The sequence below is a fragment of the Paenibacillus glufosinatiresistens genome, from assembly GCF_031470375.1.
GTDB lineage: Bacteria > Bacillota > Bacilli > Paenibacillales > Paenibacillaceae > Paenibacillus_AQ > Paenibacillus_AQ glufosinatiresistens.
The window spans coordinates 64530-85181 of sequence record NZ_JAVFHT010000002.1 but is presented as its reverse complement, the minus strand read 5'-3'; the positions used below and the strand labels follow the sequence as shown (position 1 = coordinate 85181).

The 20652-nt window shown below is 57.7% G+C and carries 25 protein-coding genes; 22 read left to right on the top strand and 3 right to left on the bottom strand.

Features of this window, described 5'->3' with window-relative positions:
• Positions 1–483 precede the first annotated feature (483 nt).
• Positions 484–1386 (bottom strand): hypothetical protein, encoded by a 903-nt coding sequence (locus tag RBI05_RS03425; protein WP_150456485.1) that lies wholly within the window; start codon positions 1384–1386, stop codon positions 484–486.
• A gap of 56 nt (positions 1387–1442) precedes the next feature.
• On the opposite strand from RBI05_RS03425, the gene RBI05_RS03420 reads away from it, so the two are divergent.
• The 3 genes from RBI05_RS03420 to RBI05_RS03410 are packed head-to-tail and all read left to right on the top strand — an operon-like array spanning position 1443 to position 3369.
• Positions 1443–2036 carry a CPBP family intramembrane glutamic endopeptidase gene (locus RBI05_RS03420; protein ID WP_310550127.1) on the top strand — a complete coding sequence of 198 codons (594 nt, stop codon included), beginning with the start codon at positions 1443–1445 and terminating at the stop codon, positions 2034–2036.
• Positions 2033–2497 carry a hypothetical protein gene (locus RBI05_RS03415; RefSeq protein WP_310550126.1) on the top strand — a complete coding sequence of 155 codons (465 nt, stop codon included), beginning with the start codon at positions 2033–2035 and terminating at the stop codon, positions 2495–2497. Before RBI05_RS03420 ends, RBI05_RS03415 begins: the two co-directional genes overlap by 4 nt.
• Positions 2491–3369, top strand: coding sequence for a metallophosphoesterase (locus RBI05_RS03410; RefSeq protein ID WP_310550125.1), 879 nt, complete (start codon positions 2491–2493; stop codon positions 3367–3369). Before RBI05_RS03415 ends, RBI05_RS03410 begins: the two co-directional genes overlap by 7 nt.
• Positions 3370–3457: 88 nt before the next feature.
• Here the strand turns inward: RBI05_RS03410 and RBI05_RS03405 are convergent, their stop codons facing one another.
• Positions 3458–4384, bottom strand: coding sequence for a polysaccharide deacetylase family protein (locus RBI05_RS03405; protein WP_408638287.1), 927 nt, complete (start codon positions 4382–4384; stop codon positions 3458–3460).
• Between the two features lie 85 nt (positions 4385–4469).
• Here RBI05_RS03405 and RBI05_RS03400 point away from each other — a divergent pair, with 85 nt between their 5' ends.
• The 3 genes from RBI05_RS03400 (at position 4470) to prsW (ending at position 6339) form a co-directional block, all read left to right on the top strand.
• Positions 4470–4820 (top strand): hypothetical protein, encoded by a 351-nt coding sequence (locus RBI05_RS03400; RefSeq protein ID WP_150456480.1) that lies wholly within the window; start codon positions 4470–4472, stop codon positions 4818–4820.
• Positions 4821–5006: 186 nt separating this feature from the next.
• Positions 5007–5621 carry a genetic competence negative regulator gene (locus RBI05_RS03395; protein ID WP_150456479.1) on the top strand — a complete coding sequence of 205 codons (615 nt, stop codon included), beginning with the start codon at positions 5007–5009 and terminating at the stop codon, positions 5619–5621.
• Between the two features lie 22 nt (positions 5622–5643).
• Complete coding sequence (prsW, locus tag RBI05_RS03390; RefSeq protein ID WP_150456478.1) at positions 5644–6339, top strand: glutamic-type intramembrane protease PrsW; 696 nt, start codon at positions 5644–5646, stop codon at positions 6337–6339.
• On the opposite strand, the gene RBI05_RS03385 is transcribed toward prsW, so the two are convergent.
• Positions 6329–6574, bottom strand: a complete 246-nt coding sequence (locus RBI05_RS03385) for a hypothetical protein (RefSeq protein ID WP_310550303.1) — start codon at positions 6572–6574, stop codon at positions 6329–6331. The two genes, prsW and RBI05_RS03385, sit on opposite strands and share 11 nt — an antisense overlap.
• A gap of 62 nt (positions 6575–6636) precedes the next feature.
• Between RBI05_RS03385 and ypeB the strand changes: the two genes are divergently transcribed.
• The 16 genes from ypeB to RBI05_RS03305 all read left to right on the top strand — a co-directional run bounded on the left by ypeB (position 6637) and on the right by RBI05_RS03305 (position 20641).
• Positions 6637–7989, top strand: coding sequence for a germination protein YpeB (gene ypeB, locus RBI05_RS03380; protein ID WP_310550123.1), 1353 nt, complete (start codon positions 6637–6639; stop codon positions 7987–7989).
• A gap of 222 nt (positions 7990–8211) precedes the next feature.
• Positions 8212–8865, top strand: coding sequence for a flagellar brake protein (locus tag RBI05_RS03375; RefSeq protein WP_310550122.1), 654 nt, complete (start codon positions 8212–8214; stop codon positions 8863–8865).
• Positions 8866–8993: 128 nt separating this feature from the next.
• Positions 8994–9704 (top strand): (d)CMP kinase, encoded by a 711-nt coding sequence (gene cmk / locus RBI05_RS03370; RefSeq protein ID WP_150456475.1) that lies wholly within the window; start codon positions 8994–8996, stop codon positions 9702–9704.
• Complete coding sequence (locus tag RBI05_RS03365; protein ID WP_310550121.1) at positions 9701–10288, top strand: lysophospholipid acyltransferase family protein; 588 nt, start codon at positions 9701–9703, stop codon at positions 10286–10288. The genes cmk and RBI05_RS03365 overlap by 4 nt, the downstream gene beginning before the upstream one ends.
• Positions 10289–10421: 133 nt before the next feature.
• Complete coding sequence (rpsA, locus tag RBI05_RS03360; RefSeq protein WP_150456473.1) at positions 10422–11747, top strand: 30S ribosomal protein S1; 1326 nt, start codon at positions 10422–10424, stop codon at positions 11745–11747.
• 122 nt (positions 11748–11869) lie between these two features.
• Positions 11870–13192 (top strand): ribosome biogenesis GTPase Der, encoded by a 1323-nt coding sequence (der, locus tag RBI05_RS03355; protein ID WP_310550120.1) that lies wholly within the window; start codon positions 11870–11872, stop codon positions 13190–13192.
• A gap of 12 nt (positions 13193–13204) precedes the next feature.
• Positions 13205–13822, top strand: a complete 618-nt coding sequence (gene plsY / locus RBI05_RS03350; protein ID WP_150456471.1) for a glycerol-3-phosphate 1-O-acyltransferase PlsY — start codon at positions 13205–13207, stop codon at positions 13820–13822.
• Positions 13823–13850: 28 nt separating this feature from the next.
• Positions 13851–14891, top strand: coding sequence for an NAD(P)H-dependent glycerol-3-phosphate dehydrogenase (locus tag RBI05_RS03345; RefSeq protein ID WP_310550295.1), 1041 nt, complete (start codon positions 13851–13853; stop codon positions 14889–14891).
• 75 nt (positions 14892–14966) lie between these two features.
• Entirely contained in the window at positions 14967–15242 is a 276-nt protein-coding gene (locus tag RBI05_RS03340; RefSeq protein ID WP_150456470.1) for a stage VI sporulation protein F, read from the top strand.
• A gap of 120 nt (positions 15243–15362) precedes the next feature.
• Positions 15363–15983 carry a hypothetical protein gene (locus tag RBI05_RS03335; protein WP_310550119.1) on the top strand — a complete coding sequence of 207 codons (621 nt, stop codon included), beginning with the start codon at positions 15363–15365 and terminating at the stop codon, positions 15981–15983.
• Complete coding sequence (locus RBI05_RS03330; RefSeq protein WP_150456468.1) at positions 15980–16348, top strand: 2Fe-2S iron-sulfur cluster-binding protein; 369 nt, start codon at positions 15980–15982, stop codon at positions 16346–16348. The genes RBI05_RS03335 and RBI05_RS03330 overlap by 4 nt, the downstream gene beginning before the upstream one ends.
• A 350-nt stretch (positions 16349–16698) precedes the next feature.
• Entirely contained in the window at positions 16699–18177 is a 1479-nt protein-coding gene (gene spoIVA / locus RBI05_RS03325) for a stage IV sporulation protein A (RefSeq protein WP_150457062.1), read from the top strand.
• Between the two features lie 259 nt (positions 18178–18436).
• Positions 18437–18709, top strand: coding sequence for an HU family DNA-binding protein (locus RBI05_RS03320; RefSeq protein WP_038697055.1), 273 nt, complete (start codon positions 18437–18439; stop codon positions 18707–18709).
• Positions 18710–18810: 101 nt separating this feature from the next.
• Positions 18811–19059, top strand: a complete 249-nt coding sequence (gene mtrB / locus RBI05_RS03315; protein WP_150457063.1) for a trp RNA-binding attenuation protein MtrB — start codon at positions 18811–18813, stop codon at positions 19057–19059.
• 162 nt (positions 19060–19221) lie between these two features.
• The gene (locus RBI05_RS03310) at positions 19222–19779 is read left to right on the top strand and encodes a hypothetical protein (protein WP_310550117.1); all 558 of its coding nucleotides are present in this window, start codon (positions 19222–19224) and stop codon (positions 19777–19779) included.
• Positions 19780–19873: 94 nt separating this feature from the next.
• Positions 19874–20641: a heptaprenyl diphosphate synthase component 1 gene (locus tag RBI05_RS03305; protein ID WP_310550116.1), complete on the top strand. Its 768-nt coding sequence runs from the start codon at positions 19874–19876 to the stop codon at positions 20639–20641.
• Positions 20642–20652 lie beyond the last annotated feature (11 nt).

Below are 20652 nucleotides of genomic sequence, written 5' to 3'. Positions count from 1 at the left end.
CAACACTTCGCAAGGTCACCGCTTCTTCAACGCGTTGATATTCAATTGGACAACCGCGTTATCGCAGCAGAGAAGAAAGCTGCAGAGACGCTCCTGCAAGCCGGGGAGAAGGGGATGGCATGGAAGAAGCCAACAAAAAAACTCCCGAATCCATACTACGGCCGTAGTATAGGGACGAGAGTTGTCGTGGTGCCACCCTAATTCGCTGCCCGAAGAGAGCGGCAGCCTCATTATCCTGATTACAGGAACACTGGTAACGGAGATGATCCGACCGGGCCTACTGAACGTTCGGCTCGATATCTCGGGAGCGCTGGGAAAGACTGTCCGCCTACCGGCTTGCACCACCCGCCGGCTCTCTGAAGACCTTCAGTGTTCCTGTTCCGTCATCGATTGGGTCATTAATTTTTTCATAATGTAACATGGCTGCGCAAGGTGTGTCAATAGGTTTTGCGCGCATCCTGTGCTAGAATAAAAAGCCCGGAATTATTCATAGAAGAACGGAAGCTGAGGCAGCACTTCGCTGCTGTAATAATGGACGCGCACCCGGCTGTAATCATTCTCCTGCAGCGCTCCTGTCGATACAAGCAGCGAGAAGGCTTTTTGCGCGCTCGATACGCTCAGCGACTGGGCCGCGCCCGAGTGGATCAGGTCGTCGATCTTGGCGCTGAGGTCCTGCGGCTCGTAGCTCTCGAACTGCTTGCGGTTCAGCATCATGTCCGCAGAGATGGCGTTCTTGAGCAGCAGCGGCATGCTGCTCCATTCCTTGAGGCTGATGGTGCGGGAAGCCTTGTAGCTGCCCGGGATCTGGGCATTGTTGCGCCCGCCCCATACAACCATCGCGTCGTAATAATTCTTCTGACCGAGCAGCCCGTATTTGACGGCTCCCACAGAGAGCTCCCCTTTGCCGAGGGCATCCGCAGACTGGGACGCCGCTCCTCCGTCCCGGGCAGCCTTGGCTGCCTCGGCGAACAGGCGGATGCTCTTGAGCGAATTAAGCTGTCCCTGCTCCAGCAGCGGCGAGTCGGAGAAGAGGGACTCCCGGGTCACTTCGCTGTACGATTTGTCGGCGAGTTCTGCCATCGTCTTGAGAACGGAGGCCCGTTCGCGGCTGGTCAGGCTGCCTGAAAGGCGGTTCAACTGCCCGTTCCAAGCGGCCTTGAATTCCCGATAGGGCGAAAATACGTTATGATAGTAATTGACCAGTTCCTGCTGCGAATAGGCGCCGCCCTCGGCCGACTGTGTTTCGGCGTTCTTGGTTACATATTTGGCTTCGGTCTTGTCGGCTCCGACTTTAACGCCGGTGAAGAACACGGCGAACGCGGATACGAGCAAGAACAGGAATCCAAGGGTATACAGCATTTGACTTCGGTTACTGCGGCGGCTCATGGCATTTGCTCCTTTAGACTCGGAATTACAACCTTCATAAAGACAGGCAGGTTAGCATGAAAAAATTCAAATTCGGCGACATCAAGATTAAAAAGGCGGCTCCTCAGGAGCTGACTGACCGGCTTTTGCTGGCGAACCTGTATTTCACGCAGGCTCTCACCTTTATTATCGGTTTGATCTGGATCGTATTACAGAAGCGCAACCCGCTGGAATTGTTACAAATTCCGAACAGTTACGATTTTTTGGCGTGGGGGCTTGGTCTTGCCCTGGCCATGCTGCTTGTCGATCTGCTGCTGACCCGCGTTGTACCCGAGAATACGATGGATGACGGAGGCATCAACGAGCTGCTGTTCAGGAGCCGTCCGGTATGGCATATCGTGCTGTTGTCCGCGATTGTGGCCGTATGCGAGGAGCTGCTGTTCCGGGGAGCCGTTCAGCACGGCTTCGGCATTTACTGGACCAGTATTCTGTTCGCAGTCATCCATGTCCGCTATCTGCGCCACTGGCTGCCGACGGGCTGGGTCTTTCTCAGCAGCTATGGTCTGGGCTATATTTATGTGATGTCGGGAAGCCTGTGGGCCCCGATTGTATGCCATTTTGTCATCGACCTGTTCTCAGGTCTGGTGATTCGTTACAGGAGGGAGTCATGAGCGAGGAACTCAGCCGGGTTAAATCGCGCGCCAAGGCCAAGAGTGCGAACAAGCCCGCAGCTGCTGCCAAAACGGCCTCCCGCCGCGCGTCCGGGCGCATCCCGGACACGAAAGGAGCCGCCGCTGCGCTGTCGCGCAGCAAACGGAGCGCGCTCCGGGAAGCGGGGAGCGCTCCGGAGTCCAAGCCGGCTGTCCGGAAGCCGAAGGAACCGGCCGTCGGGAGCCGGGTCAGCAAGCATTCCGCTGCGGCAGCCGGCAGCCGGCGTTCCGCCGCCGGCAGAAGCGGCCGGGCCGCGAAGACGGAGGGAAGCACCCCTTCCCGCGCCAGCAAGCATTCGTCGGAGCGGGTGCGGCTCAGCAAAATATTTGTCAATTCCCTGCAGGCCCTGTTCCTGGCGCTGCTGGCGATGCTGCTGCTCTGGGGAATCAAGGGCGCTCCGCCGCTGAATGAACTATGGTAACGGTTCTGGCTTGGGCCGTATTGATTCTGGCATTGGCGGGGCTTGCGCTGCTGGGATGGATGTATGCGCTGGCGCATGGAGGCCGGCTGATCGAGCAGGAGCTGACGCTGGCAGAACTGGACCGTTCTTTCGACGGCTTGCAGCTGCTGCTCGTCACCGATATTCACAGCCGCCGGCTGCCGGAGCGGCTGATTGCCCCGGCTCGGGGCCGGGCGGCCGCGGTGCTGGCCGGAGGCGATCTTACAGAGCTTGACAATAAGTTGGAGCGGATGAAGGCCAACATGCGGCTTCTGGCTTCCGTTGCTCCCGTCTACGCGGTCAGCGGCAATCATGACGTCAAGGTAACGCCTTCGGAGTTCGAAGAGGTTCTTCAGAAGATGGGCATCCGGCTGCTGAAGGACGAGAACATCGTGCTGGCGGAAGGACGCGATACCCGCCTCTGGCTGACCGGAATTGATTATCCGAAGCGGGGAATCGGGCGTTCAGCCGCGCCGCCGCCGCATCTTCCGCCGGGAAGCGCCGCGGATAACCGGATCATTCTGGTGCATGATCCGATCTGGCTGGAAGGCAGAGAGAAGGTGCCGGCGGATCTCGTCCTGAGCGGACACACGCACGGGGGACAGATCGTGCTCCCGGTCCTGGGCAGAAGGCACGTAAAAGAAGCGTTCTACCGCCGGTACTCGGCAGGTCTCTTTCGCTGGCCGGACCGGCCGGACGAAAGCGGCGCAACCCGGGTGTTCATCAGCCGCGGCTACGGTACGGCCCATTTGCCGTTCCGCTGGGGCAGTCCGGCGGAGATTCATCTACTGACGCTGCGCAGCGGACAGCCGGACACGGAAGACGTGCAAGGGCAGGGGACCGAGCGGTCTTGAAAATTCAAAAGGGAAGTGAAAGCGGCCGTCCAAGGATTACCTCCTTGAACGGCCGCTTCTTTAATAATACAAGTGATATGCACATTCCTTAATTCGCTGCCGCAGGAGTCTTGATGCTGCGGGGATCGACGAAGCTGTAGCCCTTGCCTTCCAGCGTGGTCAGCAGCTTGTCGAGCGCCTCGACCGTCCAGGGCAGCTCATGCATCAAAATATTGCTGCCTGCGTGGAGCTGGTTGGTTACGTTCTTGACAATTTTGTCCGGCTTCCCGGCTTCCTTCTCATTCATCGTCCAGTCCAGCGAACCGTTGGACCAGGTCATGTAGAGCAGGCCGTTCTCGGCCGCGACCTTCTTGCCGACGTCGCCCCCTGCTCCGTGCGGCGGCCGGAAGAAGACCGGAGTCTCGCCTGTGACGTCCTTGACGATCTTCTGGACGTCTTCAATCTGCTTCTTCACTTCGGCATAGGGCTTCTTCTTCAGCACAATATGATCCCAGCTGTGATTGCCGATGATGCCTCCGCGTTCCTGGATCAGCTTCAGCAGTTCCGGGTGCTCCTTGACCCGGTAGCCGTTGACGAAGAAGATGGCCTTGGCCTGATGTTTGTCGAGCGTATCGAAGATGGCGTTAATCATTGCCGCTTCTTTCGGGCCGTCATCGAAGGTCAGAAGCACGACCTTCTTGTTCGCGTTCCCGTCGACCGGTTTGATGTCATAATTGCTGTTCATCTGATATTGGATGGGAATCGGCGATTCCGCTCCAGCCGGCTCTTGGCTTGGCGACGGAGAAGGTAGTCCCGAAGCCGCCGGCACGGACGAAGTTGAAGGCAGGACGGAGGGAACGGCCGAAGAAGTCGATGCCGTCGGCAAGGCGGCGGAGGGAGAAGCCGCAGCCGTCTGGGCGGGGCCGGAAGAAGCGCCCGGAGTCTGGACGGGAGTAGAGCCGCCTTCGCTGGAACAGGATGCCAGCAATAAGGCGGCGAGAAGGAATGCTACTGTCGGTTTACCCACTTTTTTCATCTCGCTTTCGTCTGACTTGGCTGTATGCCCGCTCTCCATTCCGCGAACACTAGTCATGATTCTACCATACAAGGAGGCATGAAATGTGAAGACTTCGTCATTTCTCTGCGGTCTGGTGCTGGGTGCGACGGCAAGCATGATGATGTCCCGCAAGCGGCCGATGCTGATGAACGCATTGGGCCAGGGACAAGCTGCCGGAAGAGCCAAAGACAAGATTGTGGATATGGCCCTGACCGGGTTCGGGAGCACAGCAAACCGCGATAAAGGGACAGACCATTCCGTACAAGGCGTCAATGCCGCCAAGCACGAATCGGAGCCGAAATCCCATGAAGCCAATCTCAAGATGCTGAAGGATTTCATTCGCAGCAATCCTGAAGTCAAGCATGACGTGGAGCGGATTCTCCGAGAGACGCATACAACCGTACCGGGTTTATAACCGCGTTCGGAGACTCCGGAATCATTTTGGAGACGCGTTGGGCGGCTCCGAAATGATTCTTTTTTTATTTACGTGCATTTGCCGTCCCAAAATGATAACATACATACATAGTATCCATTTTTGGCTCATAACTCGGGACTCATCATACACTAGAATAAATTGAGCTTGCAAAGGGAGGATCCTGTCATGAGAATTGAGCGCTTAAGTCAAGATAAGATACGGATTTTCCTCACTTTTGACGACCTTAGCGAGCGGGGAATCCAGAAGGAAGACATGTGGCAGGAAGTACCGAAGGTACACGACCTCTTTACGGAAATGATGGATCAGGCCTACACAGAGCTCGGTTTTGACGCAACCGGTCCTCTTGCCGTTGAAGTGTTCGCTCTGCCCGCCCAAGGCATGGTTGTCATTGTCACGCGGGGCAAATATGATCACCACTCATACGGCGCCTCCGGCGAAGAAGAAATGCCCGATGAGATTTATGAGATGGAAGTTACGCTTGAACAGAGCGATTCCGTTGTCTATGCATTCCGCGATTTCGAGGTTCTGATCGAAGCCGCCCATGTGCTCATCGGCCGGATCACTTCGGCGGGTACGCTGTATTCGTACAACGATAAATGGTATTTGTATTTCGATCCCAAAGATTTCGAGGAAGCGGAGCTGGCGGCTCTGGTCGCTGTTCTGTCCGAATTCGGCGATTCTTCTCCGGTCACCCAATCGGTGCTGGCGGAGTACGGCAAGACGGTTATGGCGGACAACGCCGTAGAGCAGTTGTGCGAGCATTTCAAGCGCCAGCAATAACTACAGCAGGGAGGCCTTATCGGTGCTATTGTTTTCGGTCATGATGTCGGCAGTCGCACCGGGGCTTGCTTTGCTGACCTATTTTTATCTGAAAGATAAATACGATCAGGAGCCCCTGCAGCTTGTCGCCAAGGTATTTCTGCTGGGGTTTCTTATTGTCTTCCCGGTCATGATTATCCAGAACGGCCTTATGAAAGGGCTGCCTTTGGACCTTTACTCCGAATCGTTTCTGATTTCGGCCGGGGTGGAAGAGGGGCTGAAATGGTTCGTCCTTTATCATATGATCTACAATCATATGGAATTTGACGAGCCGTATGACGGTATCGTCTATGCGGTGGCGATTTCCCTCGGCTTTGCGACCGTAGAGAATGTGCTGTACGCTCTGTATAATCATGCGGCACTGGGCCCGATGCTGGTCCGGGCGCTGCTGCCCGTGTCTGGACATGCCATGTTCGGCATCATTATGGGATACCATCTGGGAAGGGCCAAGTTCTCGCCCTCGGGAAGAACCCGCCGAATTCTGGCCCTGTCCTTCGTGCTGCCCTGGCTGTGGCACGGTATTTACGATTTCATTATCGGCGCCACGCCGAATTACTGGATTTGGTTCATGGTGCCGATGATGGCCGTTCTCTGGTATGGCGGTATGGGCAAGGTTGCCCGAGCCAACAATCGTTCTCCCTTCCGGCTTGCCAAGCGGGAAGAAGAGGTTAACCTGTAGCCGAATAGGACACACTGTATTCAGGAATATTTTTCCGGAACGTTCCGGAAATCTCTCTTGAAACGGGGTGTCTTTTTTGCGTGTCAAAGTCCGAATTATTTGCAGACAATGCGGCGAGAGCTACGTGCTGCGGGGCGTCAGGGAACGCGGCGTCATCCAGACTGGATTCAAGCAGTGCCTGTGCAGCTGCACCAGCGGCTTTTTGATCGAAGAACAGGATTGAATCTTGGTGCATAAGTCTTCCTTCTTTCAGTCAAACTAACGGCAACAAGCGATTGAAGGGAGTCTTGCCGCCTTATGTACAAGCGTATGAGTGCCGTTCTCTTTCCGCTGGCCGCTCTCCTGTTTGTAGGAGCTCTCGTCTGGGGGTACCGGGAGAACCAGGAAAAGAATGCGATTCTGCTGAAAGCCGAGAACCAGTATCAGCGTGCCTTCCACGATCTGTCCTATCACGTGGAACAGCTCCATGGCGAGCTGGGGAGCACCCTGGCTGTACACGCCGCTTCGGACGGTATGCACCGCAAGGGTCTGGTCAATGTATGGAGACTGACGAGCGAGGCGCAGAATGAGATCAATCAGCTTCCGCTCACGCTGCTGCCGTTCAGCAAGACGGAAGAGTTTTTGTCCAAAATCTCGAATTTCTCTTACAAAGCCGCCATCCGCGATTTCAAGGACAAGCCGATCACGGACGGAGAACTGAAGAATCTAAAGGCTCTGTACCAGAGTTCGGCGGAAATTTCCAAAGAGCTTCAGGGCGTACAGGAGAAAGTTATCACCAACCGGCTGCGCTGGATGGATGTGGAATCCGCTCTCGCCACGAATAACAAGGCGGAGGACAATACGATTATCGACGGATTCAAAACGGTGGACAAACGGGTCGGCGCCTATCCGGAACTTGACTGGGGACCCTCGGTCGCCAGCATGTATGACAAACGCTCGGTTCGCAAGCTGGACGGGGTGCCGGTATCGGCTGAAGACATCAAGCGCAAAGCGCTAAAATTCAGCGATTCAGGCGCGCAGACTCCGGTATCGGTGGTCCATAACGGACAGGGAACCGAGTGGGAATCCTATACAGCGAAGGTGGAAGCTCCCAAGGGCCCGATCAGCATGGATTTCACGGTGAACGGGGGGCTCCTGATCTCCTATTCGGACAGCCGTGAAGTGGGACCGGCGAATGTGCCTCTGGCCCGGGCGGTCGAGAAGGCGGGGGAATTCCTGAAGCTCAAGGGCTACCCGCATATGACGGCGGTCAGCGCAGACAGGTACGACAATCTGGGCAACATCACCTTTGTGACCCGGTCCGGAGACACGCTGATCTACCCCGAGAAGATCACCGTCCGCGCCGGTCTTGATACGGGGGACGTTACGGGCTTCCAGGCCAGCGATTATGTGAACGAGCACCAGGACAACCGCAAGATACCGAAGCCGAAGCTTAATCTTGAGGCCGCCCGGGCGAAGCTGAACGGGGACTTCCACGAGCTGTACCACCGGATGGCCTGGATCGAGAACGACAACGGCGAAGAAGTGCTGACGTATGAATTCGGCGGCAAAATCAACGGCTCCCAGTACCGGATCTACCTGAATGCCGATACGGGAATCGAAGAGACGGTGGAGGAGATCCGCACCGCTTCCGGAGCGCAGGGCGCTTGAGACGCCTTTTCAGGCGGCCGGACTCCGGCTGCAGAACGCCGGCAGAGCCTAGGCTCTGCCGGTTTTTGCTGCGCCCTCCCGCCGTTTCCGCGGCGGGGAGGGCGGCTGGAAATCGGACCGGCGGAGGGGGCGGGCAGGCTGGAAAGTTTTTCTCCACCGCCGGCGGAGCCCATGCTATAATCGCAGATAGTTAAATATCATCTTACAGCGGCGGTGAACGGTTTGCTTCCCAAGATTAACGACAACTTATATATTCAGGTATCATCCGGCGACGCCTCCGAATCGGAGGCCGAGTACCGGTCGCGGATCGCGGAGCTGGAAGAAGACGCCTTCCTGATCGAAATCCCGATTCAGGAGAGCAGCGGCCGGCTGAAACGGCTGAATATGGGGGATGAGCTGTCCGTCTACTACCTGACGGAAGGCGGCATCAAGAATTATTTTTACAGCCATGTGCTGGGGTTCAAGGAGGATGTCATCCGGATGGTGCGCATCCGCAAGCCTTCGCCCGATTCCATCGTGAAGATTCAGCGCCGCAGCTATCTCCGCGTGAATGCGGAACTGGAGCTAGCGGCGAAGACTAAGAGCGGACGCCGGTTCCTGGTAAGGACCGAAGACGTCGGCGGAGGAGGCGCTTCTTTTCTGACGGACCCGGGGGTGGCGCTGCAGGTCGGGGATCAACTGGAGTGCTGGGTTCTTCTTGCCTTCCGCAACGGAAACATCGACCATGCGGCGTTCGAAGCGGAAGTGGTGCGGATGAAGACTCTGGAGAGCGGCCGCACCCTGGCGATGCTGAAGTTCAGCCGGATCAGCGACGGGGAGCGGCAGAAGATCATCCGTTATTGCTTTGAGCGGCAGTTTGATTTCCGCAATCGTTGAGAAAAATCGTCTATGCGATTTTGCACTGGTTCGCAATCTGTGGTATAATTTCATAAGTCGCAGGCAATGCCTGCTTTTTTCTTGATGATTCAGGGTACCTGATGCAAGAGTTGAGGAGGAATGCCCCGTTGGCTAGGCAGGGGACACACACACAAGACAGAATCAACGTCGCCATCGACGGACCTGCCGGGGCAGGCAAGAGTACCGTAGCCCGAATGGTAGCAAGCAGGCTCTCCTATATTTATGTCGATACGGGAGCGATGTACCGGGCGGTTACCTGGTATATGCTCCGCGAAGGCATTGGCCCGGACGATCACGAGCTTGTGCGTCAGACGATGCGCAATCTGGTGATTGAATTAGTGCCGGGAGCGGAAGGCCAGCAGGTGTACATCAACAGTGAGGATGTTACCCCTCATATCCGAAGCCTCCAGGTCAGCAGCCAGGTCTCGCAGTATGCGAAGCTGGAGCCGGTCCGGACCAGACTCAGCCAGCTGCAGCGCGAAATGGCGCTCGGACGGGGAGTGGTGATGGACGGGCGGGATATCGGCACGACCGTGCTGCCTGACGCCGAAGTGAAGATCTTCATGACGGCAAGCGTGGAGGAACGGGCGCTCCGCCGCTTCAAAGAGCTGGGCGGGAAGGAACAGATCAGTCTGGAGCAGCTTGAGAACGATATCGCGAAGCGGGACCGGCTCGACGAGAGCAGGGAGATTTCGCCGCTGCGGCGCGCGGAAGACAGCTTTTTGCTGGATACGACATCGATGGATATCGGACAGGTTGTGGAGGCGATCGTTTCTCGCTGCAGAGCTTATGTAGACGGGGAGAGAAATCATTTATGATCTATGTGATTTGCCGGGGATTGCTTCGTTTGATCTATGCCATTGTCTTTCCGCTCCGAACGATTGGCCGGGAGAATGTGCCGGCGGAGGGCGGAGTGCTGCTGTGCGGCAATCATACGAACAACCTGGATCCGCTGACAATGGGGATTCCGCTTCAGCGCAAGGTCAATTACATGGCCAAGGCGGAACTGTTCAAGGTTCCGGTTCTGGGCTGGTTGATCCGGCAGCTGGGCGCGTTTCCGGTCAAGCGGGGCGGCGTCAGCAAGGAGTCGATCAAGACTTCGCTGAATCTGCTTCGCAGCGGCAAGGTGATGGGCATTTTCCCGGAAGGCACCCGCAACAGCGATACGGGAACCGCGAAGAAGGGAGCGGCAAGCTTTGCGCTCCGCAGCGGAGCGGCCGTTGTGCCCGCAGCAATCATCGGAAGCTATAAGCCTTTTCGGCGGATGACCGTCGTGTACGGCGCCCCGATTGATCTCTCGAACTTTGAAGGTGCGAGCAGCGATTCGCTGGAGGAAGTCACCGACGTCATCATGTCGAAGATCCGCGAAATGCTCAAGACGGGAGTGCCGAGCGGCAAATAGCATTAACGGGAATTATTTGGAACATACTAGGCAAGAGGGTAGACGCGGGCTAGGGCCGCGAGGTTTTTGTTTTGAACCCTGCGTTTGGTGCGGGTTTAAATAAATGGGGTTTTGAATCGAGGAGGGTAATCACATGTCTGAAGAAACAAGAAATCAAGAAGCAGCGGAGCTGAACCAGTCTTCCGCAGAAGCGACCGAAACCGCGGGCAGCGTTGCCGCAGAAGAAGCCGCAGCAAGCAATCAAGAGGAAATGACCAGCCAGGCGGACCTGGAGCAGATCATCTCCGTCAAAAAAGGCGACACCGTGAAGGGAACGATCGTCAAAATCGAAGACAACCAAGCTTATGTAAGCATTGGATATAAATACGACGGCGTCATCCCGATTCGCGAACTGTCCTCGGTTCAACTGGACAATGCCGCTTCCGCGGTAGAAGTCGGTCAGGAAGTGGAGTGCAAAGTGGTCAGCATCAACGACAACAAGGAGAGCCTGGTGCTGTCCAAGCGCGCCATCGACAGCGAGAAGTCTTGGGACGATCTGGAGCAGCATTTTGAAGCTCAGGACGTTATCGAAGTTACTGTGGCCGACGTGGTCAAGGGCGGTCTCGTGGCTGATGTCGGCGCCCGCGGCTTTATCCCGGCTTCCATGGTAGAACGCCACTTCGTTGAAGATTTCAGCGATTACAAGGGCCGCACGCTCCGCGTTAAGGTGAAGGAACTGGACCGCGAGAACGGCAAAGTTATTCTGTCCGCCAAGGATGTACTGGAAGAAGAATTCGAAGCCAACAAACAACGCATCATGTCCGAGCTGTCCGAAGGACAGGTCATCGAAGGAACGGTACAGCGTCTGACTCAGTTCGGCGCGTTCGTCGATGTCGGCGGCGTTGACGGTCTGGTTCACGTATCCGAAATTGCCTGGAACCATGTCGACAAGCCATCCGACGTTGTATCCGAAGGCGACAAGGTTCGCGTGAAGGTACTGAAGGTCGATCCGGAGAAGGGCAAGATCAGCCTGAGCATCAAGGCCGCTTCCCCAGGTCCTTGGGACACGGCTTCCGACAAAATCCATATTGGAGATATCGTAACCGGCGAAGTGAAGCGTCTCGTGAACTTCGGCGCATTTGTCGAACTGCTTCCGGGCGTAGAAGGTCTGGTTCATATCTCGCAAATCTCCCACAAACATATCGGCACTCCGCATGAAGTGCTGAAAGAAGGACAGGAAGTGCAGGTCAAGGTTCTGGACTTCAATCCGGGCGAGAAGCGCGTGAGCCTGAGCATCAAGGAAACCGAAGAGGCGCCTGCTCAAAGCGAGCGCAAGCCGGAAAGAAACAGAGACCGCGACAGAGACAGAACTCCGAAGGAGATTCTGGACAACCCGAACGTCTCCATGAACAACCAGGGCCTGAGCTTCACGCTGGCTGAGCGTTTTGGCGACAAGCTGGACAAATTCAAAGAGAAATAATTTCTTTGGTTTCAATTAAAGGGTATACTCATCGGCGAACCCCGGAGCTGGGGTTCGCCGATTGTGCTGTACAGCGCTTTTTTGCTATGATGGGTAACGTAAGGACGACAGGAGGAATGGGCATGGCAAGACCCGTTGTGGCCATTGTAGGAAGGCCAAACGTCGGGAAATCGACGATTTTTAACCGGCTGATCGGTGATCGGCTGGCTATTGTAGAGGATAAGCCGGGGATTACCCGGGACCGGATTTATGGAGTGGCGGAATGGAACGGCAAGCCGTTCAGCGTCATCGACACCGGCGGAATCGAGATCGACGGCGAGGATACGATGCTGAAATCGATCCGGGCGCAGGCGGAACTCGCGATTGAGGAAGCGGACACCATTGTATTCATGTGCGATGCGAAGAGCGGTCTGACCAACGCCGACGAGGAAGTGGCGCAATTGCTCTTCCGTTCGGGCAAGCCCGTCGTGCTGGCGATCAACAAGGTGGACAATATGAAGCGCGCCGAAGATATCTATGAGTTCTACAGCCTCGGCTTCGGAGATCCGATCGGAATTTCCGGAAGCCACGGCACCGGGATCGGCGATCTGCTGGATGCGGTAGTGGGACTGCTTCCCGAGCCCAAGGATGGGGAGTATGACGACGACGTGATCCGCGTAGCGTTGATCGGCCGTCCGAACGTCGGGAAATCCTCGCTCGTCAACGCGATTCTGGGCGAAGAGCGGGTTATTGTGAGCGATGTCGCCGGTACAACGCGGGATGCGATCGATACCCCGTTCGAGCGGGATGGACAGCGGTATGTGCTGATTGATACGGCCGGAATGCGCAAGCGCGGCAAGGTCTACGAGACCACGGAGAAATACAGTGTCATGAGAGCGATGCGGGCCATTGAACGCGCCGACGTGGTGCTGGTGGTCATCAACGGCGAGGAAGGCATTATCGACCAGGACAAGCATATCGCGGGCTATGCCCATGACGCAGGCAAAGCTTCGATCTTCGTCGTCAACAAGTGGGATGTGGTCGAGAAGGACGACAAGACCATGCAGCACTTCGAGAACAAGATCCGCGACCATTTCCTGTTCATGACTTATGCGCCCGTTGTCTTCCTGTCCGCTCTCACCAAGCAGCGGCTCCAGAAGCTTCTGCCGGTGGTTCAGCACGCGGCCCAGCAGCACGCCCTGCGGATTGCAACCCATCTGCTTAACGATGTGGTGTCCGACGCTGTGGCCATCAATCCCCCGCCGACGGACAAAGGCCGCCGCCTGCGAATCAACTATGTGACGCAGGTTGCGGTGAAACCGCCGACCATTGTGGTGTTTGTGAATGACCCGTCGCTGATGCATTTCTCGTATGAGCGTTATTTGGAGAACAAGATCCGGGCGGCATTCAATTTTGAAGGGACGCCGATCCGCATCTTTACGCGGCGTAAATCCGACGAGAGTTAGGGGAGAAGAAGCGTGGCGTTTGACATCGTGGTTATTGTGGTGAGCTATCTGCTTGGCTCGGTCAGCTTCAGTGTGCTGCTTGCCAGATTGCTGAAAGGAATCGATATCCGCCAGTACGGCAGCGGCAATGCGGGGGCGACCAATACGCTTCGCGTTCTGGGCAAAGGGCCTGCCATTGCCGTGCTGGCTCTGGACGTACTGAAGGGAATTGCCGCCGTCTGGCTCGGCTTCTGGGCAGAAGGGTCCGGAAGCTGGGTGGCGGCCGCCTGCGGTATCGCGGCCATTATCGGACATAACTGGCCGGTCTACTTTCATTTTCGCGGAGGCAAAGGAATTGCGACGACCATCGGCGTTATGGCAACCCTCTGCTTCTGGCCGGCGCTGATCGCCGGCGTAATCGCCATCGCTTCCATATTTATCACACGCTATGTATCGCTGGGCTCTCTGATCTTCGTGGCCCTGACACCGGTGTTCCTGCTGGTGTTCGGGTTTACATATCCGGTGCTCTGGAGCAGTCTGATTATTGCCGCTTTTGCGTTCTGGAGACACCGGACGAACATCGTGAAGATTGCAGAAGGCAGGGAGAACAAGATCGGCTCCAAGAGCAAAGGAGGCAAACGCGTTGTCTGACAAAGTAGCCGTGTCTGACAAAGTAGCTGTGTCTGACAAAGTAGCTGTGCTGGTAGCGGGAAGCTGGGGAACCGCGCTGGCTTCCGTACTGGCATCCAATCATCCCGAGGTCCGAATCTGGACGAGAAGTGCCGAACAGGCGGAAGAAATCAACCGGCGCCACAGCAACGAGCACTACCTTCCCGGAATCCTTCTTCCGGACAATCTTATCGCTACGACTGATATGGGAGCAGCGGTCAGCGGAGCGGAGGCGGTCGTCATCGTGGCCCCGTCCTCGGCCATGCGGCAGGTGTCCCGCGATCTGAAGGCGTTCTGGAAGCCTGACATGCTCTGTGTCCATGCTACCAAAGGATTTGAGACGGAATCCATGAAGCGGATGTCTACGGTGATCTCGGAGGAGCTGGGCTGCCCGGAAGGACAGATTGTCGTGCTCTCCGGGCCGAGCCATGCGGAAGAAGTGGTTCGCCATTGCCCCACTACGGTAGTGGTCGCTTCCCAGGACGAGACGGCAGCGTTCCGGGCGCAGTCGCTGTTCAACAACAACGACTTCCGGGTGTATACGAATCGCGATCTGGTCGGAGTGGAGTTGGCAGGGGCGCTCAAGAATATTATTGCTCTGGGCGCGGGTCTGTCCGACGGTCTCGGCTTCGGAGACAATGCCAAGGCGGCGCTGCTTACACGCGGTCTTGCCGAGATCTCCCGGGTAGGGGTCGGCCTGGGCGCGAACCCGCTTACCTTTGCCGGCCTCGCCGGAATCGGCGATCTGGTGGTTACGGCAACGAGCCGGCACAGCCGTAACTGGCGGGCCGGGTCGCTGCTGGGACAGGGCAAGCCGCTGGATGAAGTGCTGGAATCCATGGGGATGGTAGTAGAAGGCATACGGACGACCCAGGCGGCGTATGCGCTGTCCCAACAGATGAACGTGCAGATGCCGATCACCGTCCAGATCTACCAGGTTCTCTTCCAGAACAAAAGTCCCCGCAGCGCCGTCGAGGCGCTGATGGGCCGCGATCCCAAGGCCGAAATGGAGACCATGTCCCAGGAGACCTGGGAACAGTGGTATACCTAGAGAGGGCGGGCGGTTCGCCCAACACCTTTTTTCGCCGAATCTCATATGTTGGGATTGACGGAGGAGGGATGAGAAGTGAGCCGAAATTTTTCCAAGGACGCCCTGAGTGCCATCAATAAAAAAGCAGGCAAGCACATCACGGAGGGTGCGGTCAAGAAGCTGGCCAGCACGGTCAAGCCGAGCACGCTGCAGAGCGAAGCCCAGCTCCGCCAATTGATCAAACAGGTGTCGGCCATGGCCAAAGTGCCCGTAACCGAGAATACCGTGCAGGAGATTGTGAACGCGGTCAAGAAGAGCGGGACCAATCCCAGCAGCATGGAGACCTTGATGAAGATGATGATGAAGAAGTAGGATGCACCCGAACTGAAGGGCAGCGAATGCAGCGCTTGAAGCGTCTGCTTCGCTGCCTTTTATGTTATAATATGGCTGAATTTCGAGGTGCGATTCTGGACAGGCGGAGCGTGAATTAAGATGGGAGATTTCGGGTGGGAGGCTGCGCTGGCTGCTGCGGCAGGTCTGCTGGAGGCACAGGGCGCAAGCGACGGAAGCTGCTGGCTGCTGGGAGGGAGCGGAGGACTGATGCTCCAGGGCGTACAGCTGGCGGCTCCGCCGCGCGATCTGGATTTGTATGCGGATACGGAGGAGGCTGCCGTGCTGCACCGGGCGCTGATCGGCTGTGCGGAGAGCCAGCCCGAGGAGGATTACAGCAGGGGCTGCTACTCGGTAAGGAGCCGCTACCGGCTCGCGGGCTTTCCCCTGGAGCTCGTCGGCGGCTTCGAGATCGGAGCGGAGGGATCGCGCTACCGGACGGAAGCCGGAGTGCTGCAGGCCTGGGCTCCCGTAGCGAGCGCCGCCGGCGGAATCCCGGTCAGGCTGATGCCGCTTGCCCATGAACTGATCTTCAATGTGCTTCGGGGGCGGCGCGACCGCGCCGGCGCGGTCGCGGAAGCCATGAGAATGGCTCCGGCGCGGCATCTGAGAGAGCTTGGAACGCTGATTGCCCGCAATCAGCTGACCGTGAGGCATATCGAGGTCATGGCCCTCCTGCTCGGGGGTTCCTGGTCGGAATACAGAAGGAGTGTGGCCATATGAGAAACGTCCAATCCTGCAGCGTCCGTCTGCTGCCGGCAGACCGTACGGTTGCCGTTCCCGCAGGCACGACGCTGCTGGACGCCTGCCGGAGAGCCGGCGTGGCGCCTCCGGTACGCTGCGGAGGCAAGCTCGGCTGCCTGATGTGCAAGGTGCGGGTCACCGCCGGCGGCGGGCAGGGGCTTCAGGAGCCCTCCGTTCAGGAGAAGCGCAAGCTTGGGACGCTCCTGGACGGCGGCTACCGCTTCGCCTGTCAGGCCCGCATCGCGGGAGACGTGGAAGCGGAGGTGCCCGAGGACCCGCTCAAGGCGGCGGTTCGGAGGAAGCTGGAAGCCGCCCGCAGGGGCGAAGAAGAGAGTCTGTGGTAGAGAAGAACCCCGCGCCTCGCGCGGGGTTCTTTTTGGCGCAGGGACCGCATACAAATGACGGGAAGGCTTCGGGCGCCGAAAAGCGTACGGGTTCGTATCCCGTCTGCCGGCGGCAGACGCAATTTTTGCGGATAACCGGCATAAATGCGATTCGGATACATAGGATGATACTAGTCCAAATGCATGTCCGGGCATTCGGGACTTGGCGCACGGGACAGGGATAATGAGGCCGAAGCCAGGCCGGAAAGCCGGCGCAGATGGAGCCCGGCAGGGCGGACGCAAGGCGCCAAGCGCGAAGTCGATGCTGGAACGGCATTTTTCTTCGGAAGCATATGAGGAGGGGATCTCTTTTGGAAAAAGTGGATATTTTCAAAGACATTGCCGAACGGACCGGCGGCGATATTTATCTGGGAGTTGTCGGCGCCGTCCGCACGGGGAAATCGACGTTCATCAAGCGCTTCATGGAGACGATCGTGCTTCCCAATATCACCAGCGAAGCCGACCGGGTGCGGGCCGTGGATGAACTGCCGCAGAGCGCCGCGGGCAAAACCATCATGACCACCGAACCGAAGTTTGTGCCGAACAATGCGGTGCAGATCAAGGTAGCCGAGGGTCTTGAGGTCAATGTCCGGCTGGTGGACTGTGTCGGTTATGCGGTGGAAGGAGCGAAGGGCTACGAGGACGAGAACGGGCCGAGGATGATATCGACGCCCTGGTTCGAGGAGCCGATCCCTTTTCAGGAGGCGGCCGAAATCGGCACCCGCAAGGTTATTCAGGAGCACTCTACGCTCGGCGTTGTCGTTACGACGGACGGAACGATTGCCGAAATCCCCCGCAGTTCTTATGTGGAATCCGAAGAGCGGGTAGTCGCCGAACTGAAGGAAGTCGGCAAGCCGTTCGTGCTGGTCATTAACTCGACCCGTCCGCGCAGCGAAGAGGTGCAGCAGCTTCGGGGCGAACTTGCGGCCAAATACGATATCCCGGTGATGACGCTGAGCGCGGCCAGTATGTCCGAGGAAGACGTCACCGGCGTGCTGCGCGAAGTGCTGTATGAATTTCCTGTACATGAGGTGAACGTCAATCTCCCGAGCTGGGTCATGGTGCTTCCGGAGAACCACTGGCTGCGCAGCAGCTACGAGAATTCGGTTCGGGACACGGTCCGCGACATCCGCCGCCTGCGCGATGTAGACCGTCTGGTCGCCCAGTTCGCCGAATATGATTTTATTGACCGGGCGGGGCTCAGCGGCATGAACATGGGCCAGGGCGTGGCCGAAATCGACCTGTACGCGCCGGAAGAGCTGTATGACCGGGTGCTGATGGAAGTGGTCGGCGTCGAAATCCGCGGCAAGGATCATCTGCTGCAGCTGATGCAGGAATTCTCGCACGCCAAGCGGGAATACGACCGGTTCTCGGAAGCGCTGGAAATGGTAAAAACGACCGGATACGGCATCGCGGCGCCGTCTCTGGCGGAAATGGCGCTCGATGAGCCGGAACTGATTCGCCAGGGCTCGCGATTCGGTGTGAGACTGAAGGCGACCGCTCCGTCCATCCATATGATCCGCGTGGATGTGGAATCGGAATTCAGCCCCATCATTGGCACCGAGAAGCAGAGCGAGGAGCTGGTCCGCTACCTGATGCAGGATTTCGAGAACGACCCGATCAAGATCTGGGAGTCCGATATCTTCGGCCGTTCGCTGCACAGCATAGTGCGGGAAGGAATTCAGGGCAAGATTGCCATGATGCCCGACAACGCCCGCTACAAGCTGCAGGAGACGCTCGGGCGGATTATTAACGAGGGCTCCGGCGGTCTGATCGCCATTATTCTGTAGCCGCTTCTTCTTATCCTCCCATTCTCGCTGACGCGTCAAGGAGGGCGTTTCATGGCCGAAAGGCCGAAGGAACGCCCTTTTTGCGCGCTCTTTTTCAGGATTGCCTTGAAATTGTGGAGCGCCTGTATTACTATAAATTTGTTGCGCATCCTGAGGTAAGGATGGCCATAAGCTTGCTCTTCGCAGTAAATCTACGTATATTTTGCGTTGAAACGGAAAGAGTGAACAGTAACAAGCATTTGTCGGGGAGGTGAAATGAATGAACAAATCTGATCTGATCAACCAGGTGACAGAAGCTACGGAACTTCCCAAGAAGGACGTTACCAAAGCGGTAGATGCCGTATTCGAGGCAATCACTGAAGCTCTGCAGAACGGAGATAAGGTACAGCTGGTTGGCTTCGGCAACTTTGAGGTACGCGAGCGTTCCGCACGCAAGGGCCGCAATCCGCAGACCGGCGAAGAAATCGAAATTCCTTCGAGCAAGGTTCCGGCGTTCAAGCCAGGAAAGGCGCTTAAAGACGGAATCAAATAAGATTCCTACATATCGATTCCTAGTAGCACACACGATGCCGCCTGAAAGGGCGGCATTTGTTGATCTTACACCTTATAGATTATCGGCAAGGAGGCGGCAAGATGAGCGAGAACAAGAGCGTTCCGGCGGCCAAGTCGGCGGAGAACGATTATGTGGTGGTCAAGGCGGTCGAGAACGGCGTCCAGGTCATCGGTCTGACCCGCGGTCTCGACACACGGTTCCATCATACGGAGAAGCTCGACAAAGGCGAAGTGCTGATTGCGCAGTTCACCGACCACACCTCCGCAATCAAGATTCGCGGCAGGGCGGAGATTCACACGAAGCACGGACGAACCGAAAGCGGAGTCTAGCGGATGGCGGTCTTCCGCCCCGCGTCTCCGGCACTCCAGCTGCCAAGCCCCACGTCTGTGGGGTTCTTTTTCATGGAGCGCAGACCCCGCCTCCGGCATAGCCCGCCCTTCTGCTCCATATATTGGGGTATACCGCATTTCGGCAGACGGGAGGGGAGAGGGATGGCGCTTATTCCAAAAGGCCGGCTTGCCGCCGCGCTGCTGGCAACGCTGCTGTTCGCCTTTCTCCTGCCGGCGCTTGCCGGGCTGGACGGGAGCGTGCGCCATGGCGGGGAACGCCCCGTCATGGCATCAAGCGAACCGGTGCAGCTCAGCGGCGGCACCCTCGTCGACGAGCTGGCTGCCCTGCCGCTGACGCTGCCGATTGGCCGCGCAGGCTGGAGCGACGGCGCGCTGTCGCTGGATCTGCAGGTAACGGACAGCGCGCAGCCTCCCGGCGAGGTTTACCTGAATATCGCCGACGTCCTCGACTTTGCCTTCGGGCGCACGGACAACGTCAATCAGGTGCTGCTGCGTATCATCGCGGTGGACAAATGGCAGGGGACCTCGCGTCTGCTGCTGGCCGCCGATGTCCGGCGGGGCCGGTGGGACGCATCGGTCCGGAGCGCTCTGCTGTCGCTCGGAAGCGGGCCTCCGACGGAGCCGCTTCGGAATTTGCTGCGCTTGCGGGAGAGCGATCTGTGGAAGAGCGGGTTCCGCTTTTTGACACCCGGGGATTAAGAAGAGCGGCAGGACTGTGCGAGAAGAAATCACATATGATATAATAGACAAGATTGTGAACAACCGGTTATGGAAAAACCGCTCGGAGGCTGACATGAAATCGTATCGCGTACCGCAAACCGCCCAACAATATACCCATTACGACATGATTCAGCGGCACACGGAGCTGCCGCCGTTCGCGGACGCCCGGGGGGCGCTGCTGTACGCCTTTGTGAGCTGCGGCAGCCGTGTCCCTTCCACGAATAGAGAGGAACTGGCCGAACTCTACGCGCTTGTGACGGGACTGGTCCAGCTGGGATTGGACACCCATGAAGAGATCGAGCGGCCCGCGCTTGGAAGCGGGGAAGAGGCGATGCGCTCGCGGCAGCTGAAAGTGCTGGCCGGCGATTATTTCAGCAGTTGGTTCTACCGGCTGCTCGCCGAGAAAGGCGAGATCGAGAGGGTCGGTTCCCTCAGCGAGGCGATTGCCGAATACAATGTGAAGAAGGCCGAATTGTACGGAGAAGGCAGCAGGGCGCCGGAGGGAGAAGCGCGAATGGAAATGCTGGCCGAATTGAATACGGTGCTTTTCCGGTCGTTCACTCCTCTGATCGGGGCCTCTTATCAGGAACTGTGGTTATCGCTGCTGCGGGAGCTGGGCCTGTATGAAGCGCTGGCCTGGGAAGAACGGAACAAGACAGAGCCGGATGCGGGAGATGAGATGCGGGAACGGCTGTCGGACAAGCTGCGCGAGTCCCGGGAGCGGATCGCCGCACGGGTGGCCGGGGTGCGTGAAGAAGCGCTGCGGTCAGCATTGGAACTTGCCTTGGGCGCTTGGATAGCGCAGCCTGCGAGAACCGAACAAGCGTCGGGGGAGGCGTAAGTAGCATTCAT

Coding starts and splice junctions, on each gene's coding strand:
- RBI05_RS03410 (WP_310550125.1), top strand. CDS start 2,491: ATGGTAACGGTTCTGGCTTGGGCCGTATTGATTCTGGCATTGGCGGGG.
- RBI05_RS03320 (WP_038697055.1), top strand. CDS start 18,437: ATGAACAAATCTGATCTGATCAACCAGGTGACAGAAGCTACGGAACTT.
- RBI05_RS03425 (WP_150456485.1), bottom strand. CDS start 1,386: ATGAGCCGCCGCAGTAACCGAAGTCAAATGCTGTATACCCTTGGATTC.
- RBI05_RS03310 (WP_310550117.1), top strand. CDS start 19,222: ATGGCGCTTATTCCAAAAGGCCGGCTTGCCGCCGCGCTGCTGGCAACG.
- RBI05_RS03335 (WP_310550119.1), top strand. CDS start 15,363: ATGGGAGATTTCGGGTGGGAGGCTGCGCTGGCTGCTGCGGCAGGTCTG.
- RBI05_RS03365 (WP_310550121.1), top strand. CDS start 9,701: ATGATCTATGTGATTTGCCGGGGATTGCTTCGTTTGATCTATGCCATT.
- RBI05_RS03305 (WP_310550116.1), top strand. CDS start 19,874: ATGAAATCGTATCGCGTACCGCAAACCGCCCAACAATATACCCATTAC.
- ypeB (WP_310550123.1), top strand. CDS start 6,637: ATGTACAAGCGTATGAGTGCCGTTCTCTTTCCGCTGGCCGCTCTCCTG.
- RBI05_RS03420 (WP_310550127.1), top strand. CDS start 1,443: ATGAAAAAATTCAAATTCGGCGACATCAAGATTAAAAAGGCGGCTCCT.
- RBI05_RS03330 (WP_150456468.1), top strand. CDS start 15,980: ATGAGAAACGTCCAATCCTGCAGCGTCCGTCTGCTGCCGGCAGACCGT.
- RBI05_RS03395 (WP_150456479.1), top strand. CDS start 5,007: ATGAGAATTGAGCGCTTAAGTCAAGATAAGATACGGATTTTCCTCACT.
- RBI05_RS03415 (WP_310550126.1), top strand. CDS start 2,033: ATGAGCGAGGAACTCAGCCGGGTTAAATCGCGCGCCAAGGCCAAGAGT.
- RBI05_RS03405 (WP_408638287.1), bottom strand. CDS start 4,384: ATGAAAAAAGTGGGTAAACCGACAGTAGCATTCCTTCTCGCCGCCTTA.
- rpsA (WP_150456473.1), top strand. CDS start 10,422: ATGTCTGAAGAAACAAGAAATCAAGAAGCAGCGGAGCTGAACCAGTCT.
- mtrB (WP_150457063.1), top strand. CDS start 18,811: ATGAGCGAGAACAAGAGCGTTCCGGCGGCCAAGTCGGCGGAGAACGAT.
- RBI05_RS03385 (WP_310550303.1), bottom strand. CDS start 6,574: ATGCACCAAGATTCAATCCTGTTCTTCGATCAAAAAGCCGCTGGTGCA.
- der (WP_310550120.1), top strand. CDS start 11,870: ATGGCAAGACCCGTTGTGGCCATTGTAGGAAGGCCAAACGTCGGGAAA.